The sequence below is a fragment of the Mesorhizobium sp. WSM2561 genome (assembly GCF_000513915.1).
In the GTDB taxonomy this organism is placed as follows: Bacteria; Pseudomonadota; Alphaproteobacteria; order Rhizobiales; family Rhizobiaceae; genus Mesorhizobium; species Mesorhizobium muleiense.
Window position 1 is genome coordinate 41289 of record NZ_AZUX01000004.1, and the last position, 19342, is coordinate 60630.

A 19342-nucleotide genomic window follows, 5' to 3' on the forward strand; every position below is an offset into this window, starting at 1 on the left:
TCATGACCACCCGCATCGACCGTCGCATGGCCAAGCTGAAGGCCGAAGGGCGCCCGGCACTCGTCACCTATTTCATGGGTGGTGACCCAGACTACGACACCTCGCTGTCGATCATGAAGGCATTGCCCGGCGCCGGCAGCGACATCATCGAGCTCGGCATGCCGTTTTCCGATCCGATGGCCGACGGCCCGGCGATCCAGGCGGCCGGCCTGCGCGCGCTGAAAGGCGGGCAGACGCTGGTCAAGACGCTGAAGATGGCGTCGGAATTCCGTGCCGCCGACAATGAAACGCCGATCGTTTTGATGGGCTACTACAATCCGATCTACATCCACGGCGTCGACCGCTTCCTCGGGGATGCGCTGGCCAGCGGCATAGACGGGCTGATCGTCGTCGACCTGCCGCCGGAAATGGATGAGGAGCTGTGCATTCCGGCGCTGAAGGCCGGCATCAATTTCATCCGGCTGGCGACGCCGACCACCGACGACAAGCGCCTGCCCAAGGTGCTGCAGAACACCTCCGGCTTCGTCTATTACGTGTCGATGACCGGCATCACCGGCTCGGCGCTTGCCGACACCGGCAAGGTGGCGGCGGCGGTCAGGCGCATCAAGGGCCATACCGACCTGCCGGTCTGCGTCGGCTTCGGCGTCAAGACCGCCGAGCAGGCCCGCATCATCGGAGCGTCGGCCGACGGCGTCGTCGTCGGCACTGCGATCGTCAATGCGGTCGCCAATGTTCTGGGGCCGAAGGGCGAAAAGACCGCCGACCCGGCCGAGGCGGTCGCCACGCTGGTCAGCGGGCTTTCGCAAGGCGTGCGCGCGGCCCGCCTTGCTGCCGCCGAATAGCAGTCCTACCTCTTCGTCAGGACAGGAGCCGAAGCGATGAACTGGATCACCAACTACGTTCGACCGAAGATCAATTCGATGCTCGGCCGGCGCACCGACATGCCTGAAAACCTCTGGATCAAGGATCCGGAGACCGGCGAGATGGTCTTCCACAAGGATCTGGAGCAGAACCAGTTCGTCATCCCGTCCTCCGGCCATCACATGAAGATCTCGGCCAGGGAGCGGCTGAGATTCTTCATGGACGACGGCAAGTACGAGATGCTCGAAAACCCCAAGGTGGTGCAGGATCCGCTGAAATTCCGCGACGAGAAGCGCTACACCGACCGGCTGAAGGACGCCAAGGCCAAGACCGGGCTGGAGGACGCGATCATCAATGCGCTGGGCACCGTCGAAGGCCTGCCGGTGGTGGTGACCGTGCAGGACTTCGCCTTCATGGGCGGCTCGCTCGGCATGGCCGCCGGCGACGCCATCGTTCGTGGCTTCGAGGTCGCAGTGCAACGCAAGCGGCCGCTGATCCTGTTCGCGGCCTCCGGCGGCGCCCGCATGCAGGAGGGCATCCTGTCGCTCATGCAATTGCCGAGAACCACGATCGGCGTCGATCGGCTGAAGGAAGCCGGTCTTCCCTATATCGTCGTTCTGACCAACCCGACTACCGGCGGCGTCACTGCCTCCTACGCCATGCTGGGCGACGTGCACATCGCCGAGCCCGGCGCGCTGATCGGCTTCGCCGGGCCGCGCGTCATCGAGCAGACGATCAGGGAAAAGCTGCCCGACGGCTTCCAGCGCTCCGAGTATCTGATGGAGCACGGCATGGTCGATTTGGTGGTGTCGCGGCTGGAGATGCGCCAGACGATCGCACGGCTCCTGAAAATGCTGCTCAAGCTGCCGGAAGAAGAAAAGCCGCTGGAACCGGAAATCCTGCCGCCGGTGGCGGTGCCGGCGGAAGCACGCCCGCAAGCCTGACGCGACATCCGTCGTCGCGAACCGCGATTGCGCGCCATCTGTGGCGCTGTAGCATCTTGATTTCACGCATGACTCCTTTCCGAAAATCGATTTCGATTTTTCGGGGTCATGCGCTAGGATTCTCCCATGAGCACGCTTGCCGCCGACCGCGAAATCGAAAGCCTGATGTCGCTTCATCCGAAGGGCTTCGATCTTTCGCTCGACCGCATTTCGCGGCTGCTGCAGCGGCTTGGCAATCCGCAGGACCATCTGCCGCCGGTCATCCACATCGCCGGCACCAACGGCAAGGGCTCCTGCGCCGCGTTTTCGCGGGCGCTGCTCGAAGCGGCCGGCCACCGCGTCCATGTCCACACATCGCCACATCTGGTGAACTGGCATGAGCGCTATCGGCTGGCCGCCGACGGCGGCGGCAGGCTGGTCGAGGACGAGGTCTTCGCCGATGCCATCGCCCGCGTCGCCAAGGCCAATGAAGGCCAGAAGATCACCGTCTTCGAGATCCTCACCGCCGTCACCTTCCTGCTGTTTTCCGAACATCCGGCAGATGCAGTCATCATCGAGGTCGGCCTTGGCGGCCGCTTTGATGCCACCAATGTCATCAAGGAACCGGCGGTGTCGGTGATCATGCCGGTCTCGCTCGACCACGAATCCTTTCTCGGTGACCGTGTCGAACTGATCGCAGCCGAAAAGGCTGGCATCATCAAGGGCGATTGCCCGGTGGTCATCGGCGCGCAAGAGAGCGAAACGGCGCTTCAGGTGCTTATCGAAACCGCCGAGCGGCTCGACTGTCCCGCCTTCGTCTATGGCCAGGATTTCCTCGCCTTCGAGGAAAACGGCCGGATGGTCTATCAGGACGAAGACGGGCTGATGGACCTGTCGCCACCGCGCCTGCCAGGGCGCCACCAGTTCGCCAATGCGGCGGCGGCGATTGCGGCGGTCAAGTCGGCAGGTTTCGAGATCAGCCATCGCGTCGCCGACAAGGCGATGGCCAATGTCACCTGGCCGGGGCGGATGCAGAAATTGCCGCAAGGCAGGCTGACGGAACTGGCGCCAAAGGGCGCCGACATCTGGCTCGACGGCGGCCACAATCCCGGCGCCGGCGTGGTCGTCGCCGAGGCATTGGCCGAGCAGGAGGAAAAAAACCCGCGGCCGCTGTTCCTGATTTGCGGCATGATCAACACCAAGGACCAGAGCGGCTATTTCCGCGCCTTCAAGGGCCTGGTGCGGCATGTCTACACGGTGCCGGTGAGCCTCAGCGAGGCCAGTGTGCCGAATGACGAACTGGCGATCCGCGCCGTCGAAGCCGGCCTGTCGGCCGAACCGGTGAGCTCCGTCGCCAATGCGCTGATGCTGCTGCGCGACACGTGGGACGGACCGCCGCCGCGCATCCTGATCAGCGGCTCGCTCTATCTGGCCGGCGCGGTGCTGGCTGAAAACGGCACGCCGCCGGTTTGAGCGGCGCTGGTTCACCAGGCCATGATGACGGACTTCGTCAAATCACCACGAGGAGCCAGTCATGATCAAGGTAAAGCAGCTCGCTCACGTTTGCATCTTCGCGGATGATCTCGAAGTGACGCGAAGCTTCTATCGGGACGTCCTCGGCATGGACACCCAGTTCAACTTCCTGCGCGACGGCAAGATTTTCGGTTTTTACCTCAATTGCGGCAGCCGCAGCCACGTCGAGGTGTTCCAGAAAGACGGGGCCAGCTATAGCGACTTGAACCAGATCAACCACTTCTGCCTTGAAGTGGAAAACCTTGACGCCGCGATCGCCCACGTAAGAGCGAAAGGCGTTGATGTCACGTCAAAGAAACACGCATGCGATGATACCTACCAGGCGTGGATTCGCGATCCTAACAACGTGAAGATAGAACTGTTTGAATACACAGAGAAAAGTGCGCAGTTCGTCGGAGGCGATCGTATCGCGGATTGGTGATCGCCTCACGCCTATGGCGGAGACGGTCTCGGTGGGACTACTTCAGCTCAATCTCGATGAAGGCATACTCGCCCTCATTGGCATTGATGACGTCATGCTCCACGCCCTCCTTGCGGAAATAGGGCGCCCCCTTCTTCATTTCGGCGAAGGATTCGCCGTCCTTGGTCAGGAGCTTGAGCTTGCCGTCCATCAGCGGCACGACGACATAATCATGGCCATGGCGGTGCCAGCCGGTATTGTCGCCCGGCGCGAAGCGGTATTCGGTGACGATGACGCGCTCATTGTCGATGAAGACGGTGGCCTTGGCGGATCCGGTCATGTCGTTCTCCTGCTTTAAGCCAGACAAGAACATGGGCCGGCAAGTGGCGAGTGCCACGGCGGACCAGCCGCATGACCCAGAAAATCCGAATCGATCTTCTGGGTCGGATCAAGCGCTGCAACGTCCTTCGCGCGTCCAGGAGGACGCGCGGCACTGTAGATGACGCCGCGAAAAAGCCCGGCGCGAGGGCCGGGCTTGTCTGCGGATTTCCGCCGGATCAGGCGAGATTGCCGTTGATCCAGTGCGACAGCGCCGTCTTCGGCGCGGCGCCGACCTTCATGTCGGCCATTTCGCCGCCCTTGAAGATCATCAGCGTCGGGATCGAGCGCACACCGAACTGCGCGGCCAGCTCGGGATTCTCGTCGATGTTGAGCTTGGCGATCTTGACCTTGCTGCCGAGTTCGATGGCGATGTCTTCCAGCGCCGGCGCGATCATCTTGCAGGGGCCGCACCATTCCGCCCAGAAATCGACGACGACCGGCTCCTTGGCGTCTAGCACATCGGTCTGGAAATTGCTCTTGTCGACCTTGACGGTGGCCATGCGAAAATCCTTTCGAGAGTTATTGTCCGAGAGTTATTGTCGCACCAAATGTGGTGGTGATCGCGCCCTTCTTCAAGCAGCTGTTGTGTCACGCTCCCGTGAGTCGGGCAAGGGCGTCATCCATCGCCGCCGGCGGCAGCTCGATCAATCGTGGCGCCTCAGTGAACAGCAGCGCCGCCGAGACCTCATGCCCGGGATAAAGCGGCTGGAGCAGCGCGCGATAGAGCGCGAGTTGCAGGACATAGGCCGGAGGAACGTCCGACAGAGTTGCAGGCGCCGGCCGGTTGGTCTTGTAGTCGACGATCGACACCTTGCCTGATGCCACCGCCAGCCGGTCGATCTTGCCGGAGATCGAGCGCAGCTTGCCCTTGACCTCCAGGCTGCCCATGACCGCGACCTCAGCGCGTGAGTTCGGCGCAAACAGCTGATCGAAGCGGCTGTCGGCAAGGATCGCCGCCACTGAAGCCAAGGCCTTGTCGCGCTCGGTTTCAGGCCATCGCGCGCCAGCGCGCTTGAGGTAGCGCTCCGCGGCATCGCGGCGTTCGGTCTCGGCAATGCCGGGCAGCATCTGCAGCAATTTGTGCAGCGCCAGCCCCCGCATCACTGCAAAGCCAGGTTCTGCCTCGGTGTCCAGCACCGGCGAGCCGGTGTCGACTACGGCTTGCCTGGCCTCATCGATCAGCGCCGAGGCGCCGGACGGCGACAGCGGCCGCGGCAGATCCTCGAAGGGCGGCAAGGGCTGGAACAGGCTCTTCGGCAACGGCTCGAACTGTCGCGCCTGCCGCGCCGCTTCGGCGGCCGCCTGTGCGACCGGCGGCAATTTTGTCACGTGAAAGCGATGCACGGTCTCGCCGGTGGCGGGATGCTGCCGCTCGATGCTTTCGGGCGCGCCGACCAGCGCCCGGCTGACGATCGAGTGCCAGGTGCCGGCATTCGGCACCCGCTTGCCGTGATAGCCGCAGACGATCAGCTGGTCCTCGGCGCGGGTCATGCCGACATAGAGCAGCCGGCGGTATTCGTCGTCGGCCAGTTCGCGCGCGCGGACCGAAGCGGCCCGCGAAAAGCCATTGGCGACATCGCCGGCCGAACGCCAGAGATAGCCCTTGCCGTCCCAGTGTTGGCCCGAGCCATCGAACGGCATCAGTCGCGGCAGATGCTGATCGCTGAACGGCGCCGAGCCACCATCGACCAGGAACACGACGGGCGCCTCAAGGCCCTTGGCGGCATGCACGGTCATGACGCGAACCTCGTCGCGGGTCTGGTCCATTTCGCGCTTGATCTCGGGGCCGGCATTCTCCAGCGTCGACAGGAAGGATTCCAGCCCCGGTAGGCCGGTCCGCTCCTCGGCCAGGCAGAAGCTCAGGAATTCGTCGAGGATGTCGCCGGCTTCCGGCCCGAGCCGCGCGATCATTTTCTTGCGCAAGCCGTCGCGGGCGAGAGCCCCAGCATAGAATTCGAACACCGGCCTGAATGCGGCTTCATCGGACCATGTGTCGAGTTGGGCGACGATTGCGGCCAAGGCGGCGCTTTCGCCTGCCTGCTGCCTGAGCGATGCGATCAGCGAGAGGCCGGACGGCCGGACGCCGGCGAGCGCGAAAAGCATCTCTTCCGAAACGTCGAACATCGGGCTGCGCAGCACGGCGGCGAGCGACAGATCGTCCTCGGGCTGGACAAGAAAGTGGCCGAGCGCGATCAGGTCCTTGACCGCGATATGACCGGGCAGGCTGAGGCGGTCGGCGCCGGCGACCGGGATGTCGCGGCGCTTCAGTGCGCGCGTCAGCGCATGGACGAAACGATCGCGCTTGCGCACCAGCACCAGCACGTCGCCGGGCCGAAGCGTCTTGCCGCGACCTTCGATGACCTCGCCGCCGCCGATCCAGCCGGCAATGGTTGCCGCGACGTTTTCGGCAACACGCACCGCCGGCGCATGGGCGTGGTCGACGGCTTGCGTCCAGTCGTCGGGCTCATCGACGACGTCGGCGCCGATCGACGGCCAGACCTCGACATAGCCCGGCGCATCGCTGCGGATCGCCTTGTGGGTCAGCGGGTCGGGATCGTGGCTGATGCCGCGCCGCACGAGCGGGTCGGCAAAGACACGGTCCACCGCCGCAAGCACGTCTTCGGTCGAGCGGAACGACCAGGTCAGCTTGAGATCGGCGAAGGCGGCTTTGGCGTCGCGCACTTTTGCGGAAAACAGCAGCCTTGAGTCGGCGAAGGAGTCGGGCGCCGCTCCTTGAAAGGAATAGATCGACTGTTTTTCGTCGCCGACGGCGAACACCGTGCGGTGAACATTGTCGCGTGCGCCGAGCCCGGCAAAGAATTCCTCGGCCAGTCGCTTCACCACCTCCCACTGGTCGGGACTGGTGTCCTGCGCCTCGTCGAGCAGGATATGGTCGATGCCCTGGTCGAGCTTGTATTGCACCCAGGGGCCGGCGTCGGGCCGCGCCAGGAGATTGACAGTTCGGGTGATGAGGTCGTTGAAATCGAGGAAGCCGCGGGCGCGCTTCAGGTGCTCGTAGCGGGCGATCAGCCAGTCGGCGATGGTCAGCGCCGCACGTGTGCCCTCCAGCATCCTGAACAAGGCCAGTCGGTCGGAGATTTCGAGAATAGCATCGACCGCTGACAGATAGCGCTCGGCAAGATCCGGCAGCCGGTCGAGCAACGCCTTGAACGTTTTTGCCGGCTCATAAGGCTTGCCATCGGTTCGCAGGAAGGCTTTTGCCAGCAGATGCAGCCGGCGAACCGGATCATCCTCGGCGAAGGCAAGACGCGCATAGGGCAGAACGTTGTTGAGCACGAAGCGGGCATCGGCGTCTTCGGCAGCGCGGGCAAAGGTGATGAAATAGTCCGGCAGGAAGCCCGGCAGCGGCCAGACGGACGCCGCCAGGCCTTCGGCGGTCTGGCCGGCGCGAAACCTGAACTCGTCGAACAGCGCCTGAAAACCATCGCCGCCGGCCGCGCTGATGAAGGCGCGCAGACCGTCGCGCTTGCGCACGATTTCGGCCAGCAAGGCATCGAGCCCATGTTCGCCGCCGCGTTCCAGAATGGTGGCGAAAGCCTCGGCCAGCCCCGCATCGCCGGCGGCCGTGCCCGAGATCATGTCGCGGCGGGCGGCGGAGAAGAGCGACGCCTCCATCTGCGGATCGAGCATTTCGAAATGGGCCGGTATGTTGGCCTCCAGCGGGAACTGGTGCAGCACCGATTCGCAGAAGGCGTGGATGGTCTGGATCTTCAGCCCGCCGGGCGTCTCCAGCGCCTCGGCGAACAGCCGGCGGGCGCGGCGCATGGTTTCGCGATCGGGCTGGCGACCGTCCAGCGACTCTATCCTTGTCGCCAGTTCTGCGTCGCCAAGCGCCGTCCATTCCGACAATGTCGAAAACACCCTGTTCGACATGTTGGCGGCGGCGGCGCGGGTGTAGGTCAGGCACAGTATCTTCGACGGATCGGTGCCACGCAGCAGAAGACGGATGACGCGCTGGGCCAGCACATGGGTTTTGCCCGATCCGGCGTTGGCCGACACCCAGGCGGAATTTTGCGGGTTTGAGGCGCTTGCCTGGCTGACGGCGGTATCGGTCGGGATGGGATAGGCCTTCTTCATGCCTCCCCTCCCTCGTCGTCGGCGTCGCCGCCGGCAGACCATTCGAGCACGCGGGCGAGATGGTCGTAGTCGCCGTCGGTCTCGCCCTCGCGGAACGGCAACGCCCGCGACAGGTATCCGGTCGCCGGGTTGGCATAGTGGATCAGCAGTTTTTCGAGCCGCGCCCAGGCTTCCTCGGCGAGGTCTGCGGCGGTTCGCGGCTTGCGGTTGTATTCGAGGATGGATTCCTCGAACACCTCGCCGTCGGGCTTCAGCCTGATGAAGGCCAGCTGCGACGGCTCGCGCGCGCCAAGCCCCTTGAAGGCGCCGCGCCTGAGCAGCGCGCCTTCGAGCGCCAGTTGCGGCGAAAGCAGCGTATGAGCCTGCGCCTTCGACGGCGAGGAGCCGGTCTTGTAATCCAGGATGTCGGCCATGCCGCCGGCCAGGAGATCGACGCGATCGGCATAGCCGGACAGCGTCACGCCGGACTGGCCGACGCCGGTTTTCTCGGCGCGCTCCTCGGCATGCCGCATTGTCACGGCGAAGGCGCGGCCGCGTTCCCATTCGATGATGCCGGCGGCGAGCTTTTCGAAGCGCGGCCACCACACCGCCTCGACATCGGGAGGAAGGGCCGCCTCGGCAAAGCATTCGCGGCCGGCGGCAATGAGACCGTCCAGCGCCTCCGGCACAAGCGGATCGGCCACGGTCCGCGAAAAGAGATGCAGGATGGCGTGAAACAGCGTGCCGCGTTCGGCAGCACCCGGGTCGCGGATGACCGGGTCGAGCGGCATCAGGCGGAGGATCCTCCTGGCATAGATCGCGTAAGGGTCGCGGCGCAGCGTTTCGATCTCGGTGACCGAGAAATGTTGCGGCCGCACATCCAGCGGTGGCTTCGGCTGCGGCCGAGGCGCGAAGTCTCTTCTTTCGCCGGCATCAAGCGCACGGGCCCAGGACACGATTTCATCACCGCGCCGGCGAAGCACCGCCGCATTGTCCTTGCCGATGAAGGTCAGGAGGCGCTGCAGCCAGCGCGACGGCACTGCCGGCGCGTCGCCGGAGCGGGCAGAGCGCGCCAGCACCACTTTCTTCGCCCCCATCGCCATCTGGAAATCATGGGCGGCCAGGCCGATGCGCCGTTCGGGCGGCTCGAGATCGATGCCGGTCTTCATCAGCCGGGACATGAAGCGGTCGCTTTCCGGCTTGCGCGGCCACACGCCTTCGTTGAGCCCGCCGACGACCAGCGTGTCGACGTTCTGCAGCCGGGCTTCCAGCGCACCCCAAATGGCGATGTTCCTGTCGGTGCCTTGTGCCGGCTTGACCGTCTCGGGTGCGATCAGCGCCTCCATCACGTCGGGCCATTCGTCGGCCGCGAAGGAGAACGACGCCGAGGCAGCGACCAGCCCGCGCAAGAGCTCGGCGAGTTTTTCACCGGCGTCGTCGGCATAGAGTTCGCTCAGACTGCCACCCGCGGAGCGGCCGAGACCTTCGAGCGCGACGACGCTGGCCCGCACAAGCGTGGCAAGATCGGCATTCTCCTCGTCGCGATAGGCAACCAGCGGCGCAAGCGCGGCGGTTAACCGGATCAGCAGGTCTCGGGCTTCTTCGATGCGCCTGACCGAAAGCCGCGATCGCCAGAAGGGCGGGCGGCGATTGCCGCGATCGTCGAATTCGAGGAGCCGGGCATCGAAGAGCTCCGGCAGCGATGCGACGTCGGGGCGGCCGGTGCCGCCGCGCAGCGCCACCAGTTCGACGATCTCCACCGCGTGACGGACGCTTGTGCGTTCCAGACCGAGGCCAAGCAGCGGGTGCTTGAGCAGCGACAGCAGGGCCACGGGATCGCCGGGGCGGAACGCCGCCTGAAGCGCCAGTCTGAGCAGGCCGGCGGCTGGCGTGTTGATGAGCGGTGTGCCGCCCGAATCGTCGGCGACGACACCAAACCGCAACAACTCGACCGAAACGCGCCGCGCCAGGGCGCGGTCGCCGGTGACGAGCGCGGCGCGCTGGCCGGGCTGTTCGACGGCGCGTCTGAGCGCGACGGCGATCGCCACTGCTTCGTCGCGCTCGCCGGCGGCTTCGAGCAGCGTCACCTCGGCGAAGGCCGCGGTAATATCGCCGGTCGTAAAGCGGGCGCGCGTCTCGACCCACAGCTCGGTGGTCTCCGCCGGCCGCAGCGCCTCGCCGACAAGTGCGGCGCGCAGCGCGAGCGGCCTTTCGGCAACGGCGATCTCCTCGACATCGCCGCGCAGCACACCGATCTTGCCGATCAGTTTTGCCAGGCCGTATTGCGGGTGGCCAAGCAAGGCCGGCCGCGCGCCGGGCACCGCAATTGCCTGGAATGACGGCTCATCCAGCATCAGGTCGAGGCCGGGCAGCACGACGGCACCGCTGGGCAGGCCGGCGATCACCGCAAGCAGTTCGGCGGTGGCGGGAATGGACCCGGTGGAGCCGGCGGCGATCACCGGCCCGGTCGGCGGATTGCGCTTCAGCCGCGCCGCTTCCAGCCTTATCAGTGCATTGCGATGCGCGGCCGGGTTGGAGCGATTGCGTTCCTCGAGGAGATTCGGCCAGTTTTCGGTGACGATGCTCAGGAAGTCGAGCGTCACTTGCCACCAGCCGGCGAGGTTGCCGGTCACCAGATCGGCGAGCCTGGTCCAGTCCGTGCCATCCGTCTCGATCTCGTCCATCAGCCGGGCCAGGTCGCGCGCCAGCCAGATGGCATCGGCGGCCGACGCCGGCACAACGATCTCCTCGTCGAAAAGTGCCGCGACATGCGCCGGCAGGCGGCGTTTCCAGGCGCGCACCAGCGGCGCCAGCAGCAGCAGGCGCTCGATCGCGGCGATCGGCGGCGCGAGGTCGATGGCGGCCGATGCGTCGGCCTCGAACGCGGCCTCGTCCTCGTCGAACTCGCCGAGCGGGCGGACGACCGGCAGGATCGCCGAGCGGCCACCCAGACAGTCGACGAAGACGCCGCGCAGCGCCCGCGCGGCGCGGCGCGTCGGCACGTAGATGGTGGCGTCGGCCAGCGCCAGCGGGTCGCCGTCGAAGCGGAAACCGGAAACGAGCCGCCCTGACAGCAGGGCCTCGGCCAGCGTCGGCAGAAACGGCGCTCCGGGCGGGATCGAGAAAACGCGGCGGGAGCCGCTCATTTCAACTCGGTGAGAGCGCTGGTCAACTCGGTGAGAGTGCCGGGCGCCTCAGCAAGAGCGGTGGCAACGGCCGCTTCCGCAAGCGGAATGGCGTCGGGCGTGCCGACGGTGATCCAATGGCCGTGCATCACCATGCCGTACAGGCGGTCGGCTGCGGTGGCCGCATCGAAATAGGCGTTGAGCGAATGCGGCCCGGCCGGCGCATCCTTGAAAAGCCTGGGATGGACGATCGCCGCGCCGGCATAGATCAGGCCTGTCGGGTCGCCTTTCGAACGCCGCAAGGCTCCGTCCGGCGCCATCAGGAAATCGGTGCCGCCGCTGTGTCCGGTTGCTGACTGGGAATCCGCGAGCATCAGCAGAATATCCATTTTCGCCGCGTCCCATGCAAGGGCGAGGCGGGCAAGGTTGGGCACGCCGCTGTCGATCCAGAAAGTGTCGGCGTTGACGATGTAAAAGGGAGCCCCTCCCAGTTCCGGCAAAGCATGGACGATACCGCCGGCGGAATCGAGCAGTGTTTCGCTTTCGTCGGAAATAACGACCCGCGGCGCGCGGCGCGCGGCGACGTGGGCGACGATCTGCTCGGGAAAGTAATGGACGTTGACGATGGCCTTGTCGACGCCGGCACGGGCCAGGCTGTCCAGGCTCCAGTCGAGCAACGTCTTGCCTGATATCCTGACAAGCGGTTTCGGCATTGTGTCGGTGATTGGCCGCATGCGCTTTCCCAGCCCGGCGGCAAGCACCATTGCGGTTTTGGGGCGTGTCGTCACAGCGGCCGCTCCTCCAGCAGCCCTTGGGCGGTATAGAAATCCCGCAGGCCGGCCAGTGCCGGATGCGCCAGCGCCCGCCGGAGATAATCGCGAATGCGCGGCAGGTGTTTCAGATAATAGGGCTTGCCGTCCCGCTTTTCGAGCCTGACGAAAATGCCGAGGATCTTCGAATTGCGCTGCGCCGCCATGATCGCATAGGTCTCGACGAATTCGTCTTCGTTAAAAGCACCGGCCTTATGGCGCGCGGCGATATAGGCATCGAGCGTCCGTCGCTCGATCTCAGGCGAGATCGTAACCCGCGCATCCATGGCGAAAGAGGCGAGATCGTAGGCGGAAGGGCCGATCAGCGCGTCCTGGACATCGACGATGCCAAGGCGATCGTGACCGGTACGATTGCCGCGCCAGATGATGTTCGGCGAATGAAAGTCGCGCAGCATGAGCGTGTATTCGCGCCCCTCTAGCCGGTCGAGGACCGCGTTCCATTGCTTGGTATAGCCGGCGCGCAAGGCATCGCTTGCCGGGCCGCCTGTGATTGCCGGCACATACCAGTCGAGCAGCAATTCGGCTTCGATCATCATGGCGTCGCGGTCGAAAGGCGGCACATCGTGAAAGACGCCGGGCGCGACCTTGATGCGATCGGGCCACGTCTTGCCATGCATCATCGCCAGCAGTTCGGCCGCCGCCGCGTAGCGCTCCGCCAGCGGCTGACCGTGCTGGCCGAGAAATCCCTCCGAGCCGAGATGCTCCATGAGAAGAAAGCCCTGGTCCAGGTCCTGCGCGTGGATTTCCGGGGCGCTGACGCCGCCGGCCCGCAATGCCCGATCGATGGCGACGAAGGCCGCGACGGATTGTGCGGTGTGGGCGATCACCGCATAGGGCTTGCCGTCGCGGACCGGCGGCCCGAGCACCAGCCGCGGCGAGTTCATCAACACGCGCGGCGGCAGGCCGGCCAGCGAGACGACCTCATAGGAGCGGGCCGAGGCGTCGCCGATAAAATAGCGTCTCTGCGCTTCACCCCAGCCGGCTGTTTCGAGAAAATTGCGCATGGCCAGCGAGCGCGCCGCGCGCTCGAAGGCAGCGCCTTGTCCCGACAATCTCGCCAGGCGTCCGTCGTCCTGATGGACGAGGTCGATCAGCACCGCAGTTTTTGGCAAATAGGCCTCTGCCCGTTCCGGCCATTCGACCAGGGCAGCGCCTTGCGCCAGCGCCCCGTCGAAACCCAGTTCGTCAAGTTCGGACGCCGCGGACAGGCGATAGAGGTCGAAATGATGGACGGGGACGCGCGCCTCATAGCTCTGGACCAGCGTGAAGGTCGGGCTCGGCACGTCGAGACCGGCATCGTCGGTCATTGCCCTGATCAGCGCCCGCGCCAAACTCGACTTGCCGGCGCCGAGATCGCCTCTGAGAGCCAGCACGTCGCCGGGGCGCAGCGACATGGCCAGATCCTCGCCCAGCCTTGCGGTCGCAGCCTCGTCGGCGAGAAAACGCTCCAGCACCATGCCTGCCATCGAACGCGCTACTCGGCCGCCGCGCGGATGCCGGACGGCGTGTCGGGAAAGGCACAAATGACGGTGGTGCCGATGTCCTTGCCGGTTTCGATGCGGACACTGCCGCCATGCAGCTCGACAAAGCTCTTGACGATCGACAGGCCGAGGCCGGGGCCGCGCCGGCGGCCGCCATTGGTGCGCGGTTCGAAACGACGGAACACGGAATCGAGCAGGTCCGGCGGCATGCCGGGACCATCGTCGTGAACGGAGAATTCCACGCCTTCGGCAAGCGAGCGGCAGGCGAGCGTGATGGTGCTCGCCTCCGGTGCGTAGTTCGCGGCATTGCTCAGCAGGTTGTAGAGTATCTGGCGGATGCGGATTTCGTCGCCGTGGAACGTCTTTGGCGCAGTGGTCGCATCGATCTTGAGCCTGATCGCATGCTCCTCCAGCCGGTCGGCAACAAGCTCGGCAGCGGCAGCGATGGTCCGGTCGACGTGAACTTCGGAGATATCGAGTTCCATGATGCCGGCATCCACGGTCGCCAGGTCGAGGATGTCGTTGACGATGGTGAGCAGGACCGAGGAAGACGAGCTGACATGCTCGACATATTCGCTCTGCTTCTGGTTCAATGGCCCGGTCGAGGGCAGCGAAAGCAGCTCGGTGAAGCCGATGATGTTGGTCAGCGGCGAGCGCAGCTCGTAGGAGACGTGCTGCACAAACTCGTTCTTGAGCTGGTCGGATTTTTCCAGTGCCTCATTCTTGTCCTTCAGCGCCCGCTCGACATTGACGCTGTCGGTGACGTCGACGAAGGTCATCATCACCTGCCCGTTGGGCAGCGGGATCATCGCGTAGCGCAGCACGGTGCCGTTGTTCAGCTCGGTCTGGCCGTGGCGGTCGCGGCGCTCGTCGTCGAAACCGGTGACGGCGGCAACGAACCCGCGCCAGGGGCTGTCGGCGGCGCGCCGGTCGCACAGATCGCGGATCGTGGAGACGTGAACGTTGGGCTTGGCGGCATCGGCGTCGAGCCCCCAAAGTGCTGCGAATGCAGGGTTCGACAATCTGAGCCTGCCGTCGGGGCCGAACACGGCTACGCCTTCGGCAAGATTGTCGAGCGTTTCGCCCTGGACCCGCACCGCGGTCTGGTAGCGGCTTTCAAGGTCCATCTTCTCGGTCAGGTTCTCGAACACCCAGGTGACGCCACCTTTGGGCTGCGGATTGGCGACGACGCGGATGGTCTTGCCGTCCGGCAAATGCCACCAATGTTCCTGCGACTCGACCGCGCGATAGGCGCCAAGCAGGCTTTCCTTCCAGCGCCGCCATTCGGGCTGCTCGGCGATCTTGCCTTCGCTGCGCAGCCGGTCGAGCAACAAGGCGTTGTCCGGAGCGCTGTGCAGGAAGCCGCTGTCGAGACCCCATAGTTTCTGAAACGCCTGGTTGAAAAACCGCAGTTTTTCGTCGGTATCGAAAATCGCCACGGCGGTGTTGAGCTGGTCGAGCGTGTCGGCATGGCTGCGCACGGTCCGCTCATATTCGCTACGGATCGTTTCGATGGCGCTGGTGTCGCAGGCGAGACCCGCCGAGCCGTCCGCCCCGGCGAAGTCGGTCACGGCGAACATGCGGCGGTCGCCTTCGATCACGGTGGAAAGCGCCTGCTCGAAGACGGGATGCGACTTGTGCTGCGCAGCGATCGCATCGCGCGCTTGGCCGCCCAGGAACTCCTTCGCGTCGCGAACCGCAGCTTCGGCGTTTTCCGCCTCGACCGCCCTGGCATAGGCGCGGTTGACCCATTTCAGCCGCCCGTCCGCCGAGCGCAGCCAGGCTGGCATGCTGAGTGCGTTGAAAAGACCGAGCATGGTGTCATAGTCGGCGGCAAGGCGCTGGTTCTCGATTCTTAGCTTGGCCTCGCTTCGCTGCGCTTCAGAAAGCGAGACGAAGCGGACGAGCACGTGTGCTGCGCTCTTGCGGCCGTGCACTTCGAGCGGCGCCCCGGCCTGCGATTCGATGACCAGATCGAACGGCTTCGCCTTTTCCCGCAGTCCCGCCACGGCATTCTCGAGCGCCGCCGCCGAGCGCGGCATCAGCCAACGGCCAAAGGCGAGGAAGGCGGCACGGTCTTCCGGAGCCCCGCTTTCAACCGGCAATGTCCCGACGAGCTCGGGCTTTTTGTTTTCCGATGCCCATACGACGACACGCTGGTCGCGCAGGTTGAGCAGCGCCTCGGAGCGCTGCAGCGCAGCGTTGACGTCGGCCAAGCGGGTTCTGAGTTCGCCATTCTGGGCCGAGGTGCGCGCCCGTTCGCGGATCAGGAAAATGGCCGAGACAAGTGCCGCGCCCATGACGCCGACAAACATGGCGAGTTGCATGACCTCGACCGTGCTGACCGACAGCCCGGCTTTGGGCGCAGCCGCTTGGGATGCAGCAGCCGGTCCAGCATGTGCCGAAAGGCCAAGCAGCGGGCCGGCGAGCGCGGAAGAAGCAAGCAAGTTTACGACGCGGGCGCCAGCGCGCCATAAGAGGCTTCCGCCTCTGGCAGCGGAACCCGTGGTCACCATATCGTTGTGGCCGCCGGAAACGGCCTGTCCCGCGCAAGGCGGGTAATCCCCCGGCATGTCCTGGTCCTCTTCGCCGCCTGAATGCAAGACCGCCCTGATGCGGGCCTCGGCCCTCGTCCCCGGGTCCGCGAATCAGCACCATAGCGCTTGCGCGAATCGGCGTGAAGAATCAATCAGCGCAAAAATAAAGCCGGGCGAAAGTCAATCGCCCGGCCTCAATATCTAGTGGTAATTTCCGCTGTGGTTAATAGCGGTAGTGTTCCGGCTTGAACGGTCCCTGCGGGGTCACGCCGATATAGGCGGCCTGTTCGCCGGACAGTTCGGTAAGCCGGGCGCCGAGCTTGTCGAGATGCAGGCGCGCGACCTTTTCATCGAGATGCTTCGGCAGGACATAGACCTGGTTCTGATACTGGCCGGGCTTGGTGTACAGCTCGATCTGGGCCAGCACCTGGTTGGTGAAGGACGCCGACATGACGAAGCTCGGGTGGCCGGTGGCGTTGCCGAGATTGAGCAGGCGGCCTTCCGACAAAAGGATCATCCGCTTGCCGTCCGGGAAGGTGATCATGTCGACCTGCGGCTTGATGTTGGTCCACTTCAGATTGCGCAGCGACGCCACCTGGATCTCGTTGTCGAAGTGGCCGATATTGCCGACGATCACCATGTCCTTCATCGCCCGCATATGGTCGATGGTGACGACATCCTTGTTGCCGGTGGTGGTGATGATGATGTCGGCGGTCGGGGCGGCATCTTCGAGGGTGACGACTTCGAAGCCATCCATTGCCGCCTGCAATGCGCAGATCGGATCGACCTCGGTGACCTTGACGCGGGCGCCGGCGCCCTTGAGCGACGCCGAAGAGCCCTTGCCGACGTCGCCATAGCCGCAGACGACCGCAACCTTGCCGGCCATCATCGTGTCGGTGCCGCGGCGAATGCCGTCGACCAGCGATTCCTTGCAGCCATATTTATTGTCGAATTTCGACTTGGTCACGCTATCGTTGACGTTGATCGCCGGGAACGGCAGCAGGCCCTTCTTCTGTAACTGATAGAGCCGGTTGACGCCGGTCGTCGTCTCTTCGGTGACGCCGCGGATCGCTTCCTTCTGCTTGGCGAAGAAACCGGGCGATGCCGCCATCCGCTTCTTGATCTGGGCAAACAGGATTTCTTCCTCCTCGCTGCCCGGATTGGAGAGCACATCCTCGCCGGCTTCGGCGCGCGCGCCGATCAGGATGTACATGGTGGCATCGCCGCCATCGTCGAGGATCATGTTGGAGGTGCCGCCATCGGCCCACTGGAATATCTGGTCGGTGTAGACCCAGTAGTCCTCGAGCGACTCGCCCTTGACCGCGAAGACCGGAATGCCGGCCTCGGCGATGGCCGCGGCCGCGTGGTCCTGGGTCGAGAAGATGTTGCAGGAGGCCCAGCGGATCTCGGCGCCGAGCGCCTTCAGCGTTTCGATCAGCACCGCCGTCTGGATGGTCATGTGCAGCGAGCCGGTGATGCGCGCGCCCTTGAGCGGCTGCGCCTTGCCGAATTCTTCGCGGCAGGCCATCAGGCCCGGCATTTCGGTTTCGGCGATCTCGATCTCCTTGCGGCCCCAGCCGGCAAGCGAGATGTCGGCGACCACATAGTCATTGCTACCCGTCATGGCAGTGCTCCGATCAAGAATTGTCTTCGGGATGCGCCCGCGCCGGAAGGCGTGTCGAAGGGCGCGGGTTGCCGGCCTGACTAGCAGATCGTCGGTCGGACGACAATGGGATATAAAGAAATCTTTATCCGTGCATGTCTTCGAAGGCGCGCCGGCGCGAAATCGGGTTCAGCCGCGACGCGCTCCAGGCGTCAGGACTCTTCGCCGAAGCGGGAGGCGACCAGTTGCTCCAGCGCGTCGATCACCTGCTCGGCCTCCGGGCCGCTGGCGGTGACGCGGATCGAATAGCCGGGGCTTGCCGCCAGCATCATGAGGCCCATGATCGAGGTGCCACCAACCGTGACGCCGTCCTTCTCGACCTGGACGGAGGCGTCGAAACCGCTGGCGACCTGAACGAATTTTGCCGAGGCGCGGGCATGCAGGCCACGCTGGTTGACGATTGGAAATTCCCGGACGATGTCACCCTTGTTGGCCGACAGCGCGCTCATTTGCTGCTCAGAAGCTGGCTGGCGACATTGATGTATTTGCGGCCGGCCGCCTGCGCCTCGTCCAGCGCTGCGCTCATATTGTCGCCCTTGCGAATGCTGGACAGCTTGATCAGCATCGGGAGGTTCATGCCGGCAATGACCTCGGTACGACCGGATTCCATCACCGAAATTGCAAGATTGGAAGGCGTGCCGCCGAACATGTCTGTCAAGACGATGACGCCCGCTCCCGTGTCGACACGGGCAACGGCGTCGATGATGTCGCTGCGGCGCTGCTCCATATCGTCATCGGCGCCGATCGCCACGGTCTCGAAACTGTCTTGTGGCCCGACGACATGTTCCACGGCATGGCGGAATTCGGCGGCCAGTTGACCGTGCGTTACAAGCACGAGTCCGATCATTCTTTGGTGGCTCCCGTCATCGCCGCTTCACAGGCGTTTCATGCTCGCCGGCCTTTTCAGGCGGCGGGAGCGCTATCTTGTCGACGCGAGGCGCGTTGACAAGCCCAAAATTGCACAGGCACTGGCCATTTTGACGCATTGCAGCAACAATTCGAAATCGCATCATACGAAAGGCGCAATTGGCAGCCGCGCCATCACGGCCGGCAAGGCCGCTGGAACATTGCGTTCGGCAAGATCAATACGCGGCAGCGGACAGCCCGCGATGGGCTCGCTGGCATCTTCCTGGAAGCGGTCCATTTCGCTTGCCGGGACCAGCCGGACGCAAAGGTCGATGACGCCGCCGGGCTCGAACGACAATGGCCGCGGGCCGAATCCGGGCACCTCGGCGAGGCCGGCGATGGGAGCGGGCACCCGGCAGACCAGCCGCCCCGCGTGATCGGCCGCGAGGAGCCTGTCGTCACCGATCAGCCGCGAAAACAATCCACGTTGGCGGCAATGATCGATGAGGGCGAACGCCAGCGTCGTCTTGCCCGAGCCGGACGGTCCCGTGATGAGGACACCACGCTCGCCGATCAGGATCGCCGTGCCGTGAATGTTCTCAGCCTTCACAGTCGGCTCAGGCATTGTCGTGCCCGAAAAAACCGATTCCCACTTTTCGCTGCGCGGATCTTCGGTTCGGGATCA

The 19342-nt window shown here is 64.7% G+C and carries 15 protein-coding genes; 4 read left to right on the forward strand and 11 right to left on the reverse strand.

Translation table 11 applies throughout. The features are described 5' to 3' along the window. Nucleotides 1–2 precede the first annotated feature (2 nt). The 4 genes from trpA (at nt 3) to M727_RS0106710 (ending at nt 3738) form a co-directional block, all read left to right on the forward strand. Nucleotides 3–842 (forward strand): tryptophan synthase subunit alpha, encoded by an 840-nt coding sequence (trpA, locus tag M727_RS0106695; RefSeq protein WP_027152027.1) that lies wholly within the window; start codon nt 3–5, stop codon nt 840–842. A gap of 36 nt (nt 843–878) precedes the next feature. Continuing rightward, nucleotides 879–1805: an acetyl-CoA carboxylase, carboxyltransferase subunit beta gene (gene accD, locus M727_RS0106700; RefSeq protein ID WP_027152028.1), complete on the forward strand. Its 927-nt coding sequence runs from the start codon at nt 879–881 to the stop codon at nt 1803–1805. A 126-nt stretch (nt 1806–1931) separates the two neighbouring features. Then, entirely contained in the window at nt 1932–3257 is a 1326-nt protein-coding gene (locus tag M727_RS0106705) for a folylpolyglutamate synthase/dihydrofolate synthase family protein (RefSeq protein ID WP_027152029.1), read from the forward strand. A gap of 61 nt (nt 3258–3318) precedes the next feature. Then, nucleotides 3319–3738 carry a VOC family protein gene (locus M727_RS0106710; RefSeq protein WP_027152030.1) on the forward strand — a complete coding sequence of 140 codons (420 nt, stop codon included), beginning with the start codon at nt 3319–3321 and terminating at the stop codon, nt 3736–3738. A 37-nt stretch (nt 3739–3775) separates the two neighbouring features. Here M727_RS0106710 and M727_RS0106715 read toward each other — a convergent pair whose 3' ends face one another. The 11 genes from M727_RS0106715 to M727_RS0106770 all read right to left on the reverse strand — a co-directional run bounded on the left by M727_RS0106715 (nt 3776) and on the right by M727_RS0106770 (nt 19282). Continuing rightward, nucleotides 3776–4057, reverse strand: coding sequence for a cupin domain-containing protein (locus M727_RS0106715; protein WP_023796896.1), 282 nt, complete (start codon nt 4055–4057; stop codon nt 3776–3778). Between the two features lie 217 nt (nt 4058–4274). Continuing rightward, nucleotides 4275–4598: a thioredoxin gene (gene trxA, locus M727_RS0106720; protein WP_027152031.1), complete on the reverse strand. Its 324-nt coding sequence runs from the start codon at nt 4596–4598 to the stop codon at nt 4275–4277. 88 nt (nt 4599–4686) lie between these two features. Continuing rightward, a complete protein-coding gene (addA, locus tag M727_RS0106725) occupies nt 4687–8196 on the reverse strand; it encodes a double-strand break repair helicase AddA (RefSeq protein WP_027152032.1) in 3510 nt (1169 codons plus the stop codon). Further along, nucleotides 8193–11321, reverse strand: a complete 3129-nt coding sequence (gene addB, locus M727_RS0106730; RefSeq protein ID WP_027152033.1) for a double-strand break repair protein AddB — start codon at nt 11319–11321, stop codon at nt 8193–8195. Before addB ends, addA begins: the two co-directional genes overlap by 4 nt. Beyond that, complete coding sequence (locus M727_RS35960; protein WP_084646657.1) at nt 11318–12088, reverse strand: nucleotidyltransferase family protein; 771 nt, start codon at nt 12086–12088, stop codon at nt 11318–11320. The genes addB and M727_RS35960 overlap by 4 nt, the downstream gene beginning before the upstream one ends. Further along, on the reverse strand, nt 12085–13596 hold the full coding sequence (tsaE, locus tag M727_RS0106740) for a tRNA (adenosine(37)-N6)-threonylcarbamoyltransferase complex ATPase subunit type 1 TsaE (RefSeq protein WP_027152034.1): 1512 nt from the start codon (nt 13594–13596) through the stop codon (nt 12085–12087). The genes M727_RS35960 and tsaE overlap by 4 nt, the downstream gene beginning before the upstream one ends. Before the next feature lie 8 nt (nt 13597–13604). Beyond that, nucleotides 13605–16184: a PAS domain-containing sensor histidine kinase gene (locus M727_RS0106745; RefSeq protein WP_027152035.1), complete on the reverse strand. Its 2580-nt coding sequence runs from the start codon at nt 16182–16184 to the stop codon at nt 13605–13607. Between the two features lie 187 nt (nt 16185–16371). Beyond that, nucleotides 16372–17772: an adenosylhomocysteinase gene (ahcY, locus tag M727_RS0106750; protein WP_027152036.1), complete on the reverse strand. Its 1401-nt coding sequence runs from the start codon at nt 17770–17772 to the stop codon at nt 16372–16374. 191 nt (nt 17773–17963) lie between these two features. Beyond that, complete coding sequence (locus M727_RS0106755) at nt 17964–18260, reverse strand: HPr family phosphocarrier protein (protein WP_023796904.1); 297 nt, start codon at nt 18258–18260, stop codon at nt 17964–17966. Continuing rightward, nucleotides 18257–18658, reverse strand: a complete 402-nt coding sequence (locus M727_RS0106760) for a PTS sugar transporter subunit IIA (RefSeq protein ID WP_027152037.1) — start codon at nt 18656–18658, stop codon at nt 18257–18259. The genes M727_RS0106755 and M727_RS0106760 overlap by 4 nt, the downstream gene beginning before the upstream one ends. 162 nt (nt 18659–18820) lie before the next feature. Then, the gene (locus M727_RS0106770) at nt 18821–19282 is read right to left on the reverse strand and encodes a type IV secretion system DNA-binding domain-containing protein (protein ID WP_027152038.1); all 462 of its coding nucleotides are present in this window, start codon (nt 19280–19282) and stop codon (nt 18821–18823) included. Nucleotides 19283–19342: the final 60 nt, after the last annotated feature.

Excerpts from the sequence above, each read along its gene's own strand:
- trpA (WP_027152027.1), top strand. The coding sequence starts at position 3 with ATGACCACCCGCATCGACCGTCGCATGGCCAAGCTGAAGGCCGAAGGG.
- accD (WP_027152028.1), top strand. The coding sequence starts at position 879 with ATGAACTGGATCACCAACTACGTTCGACCGAAGATCAATTCGATGCTC.
- M727_RS0106705 (WP_027152029.1), top strand. The coding sequence starts at position 1,932 with ATGAGCACGCTTGCCGCCGACCGCGAAATCGAAAGCCTGATGTCGCTT.
- M727_RS0106710 (WP_027152030.1), top strand. The coding sequence starts at position 3,319 with ATGATCAAGGTAAAGCAGCTCGCTCACGTTTGCATCTTCGCGGATGAT.
- M727_RS0106715 (WP_023796896.1), bottom strand. The coding sequence starts at position 4,057 with ATGACCGGATCCGCCAAGGCCACCGTCTTCATCGACAATGAGCGCGTC.
- trxA (WP_027152031.1), bottom strand. The coding sequence starts at position 4,598 with ATGGCCACCGTCAAGGTCGACAAGAGCAATTTCCAGACCGATGTGCTA.
- addA (WP_027152032.1), bottom strand. The coding sequence starts at position 8,196 with ATGAAGAAGGCCTATCCCATCCCGACCGATACCGCCGTCAGCCAGGCA.
- addB (WP_027152033.1), bottom strand. The coding sequence starts at position 11,321 with ATGAGCGGCTCCCGCCGCGTTTTCTCGATCCCGCCCGGAGCGCCGTTT.
- tsaE (WP_027152034.1), bottom strand. The coding sequence starts at position 13,596 with ATGGCAGGCATGGTGCTGGAGCGTTTTCTCGCCGACGAGGCTGCGACC.
- M727_RS0106745 (WP_027152035.1), bottom strand. The coding sequence starts at position 16,184 with ATGCCGGGGGATTACCCGCCTTGCGCGGGACAGGCCGTTTCCGGCGGC.
- ahcY (WP_027152036.1), bottom strand. The coding sequence starts at position 17,772 with ATGACGGGTAGCAATGACTATGTGGTCGCCGACATCTCGCTTGCCGGC.
- M727_RS0106755 (WP_023796904.1), bottom strand. The coding sequence starts at position 18,260 with ATGAGCGCGCTGTCGGCCAACAAGGGTGACATCGTCCGGGAATTTCCA.
- M727_RS0106760 (WP_027152037.1), bottom strand. The coding sequence starts at position 18,658 with ATGATCGGACTCGTGCTTGTAACGCACGGTCAACTGGCCGCCGAATTC.
- M727_RS0106770 (WP_027152038.1), bottom strand. The coding sequence starts at position 19,282 with ATGCCTGAGCCGACTGTGAAGGCTGAGAACATTCACGGCACGGCGATC.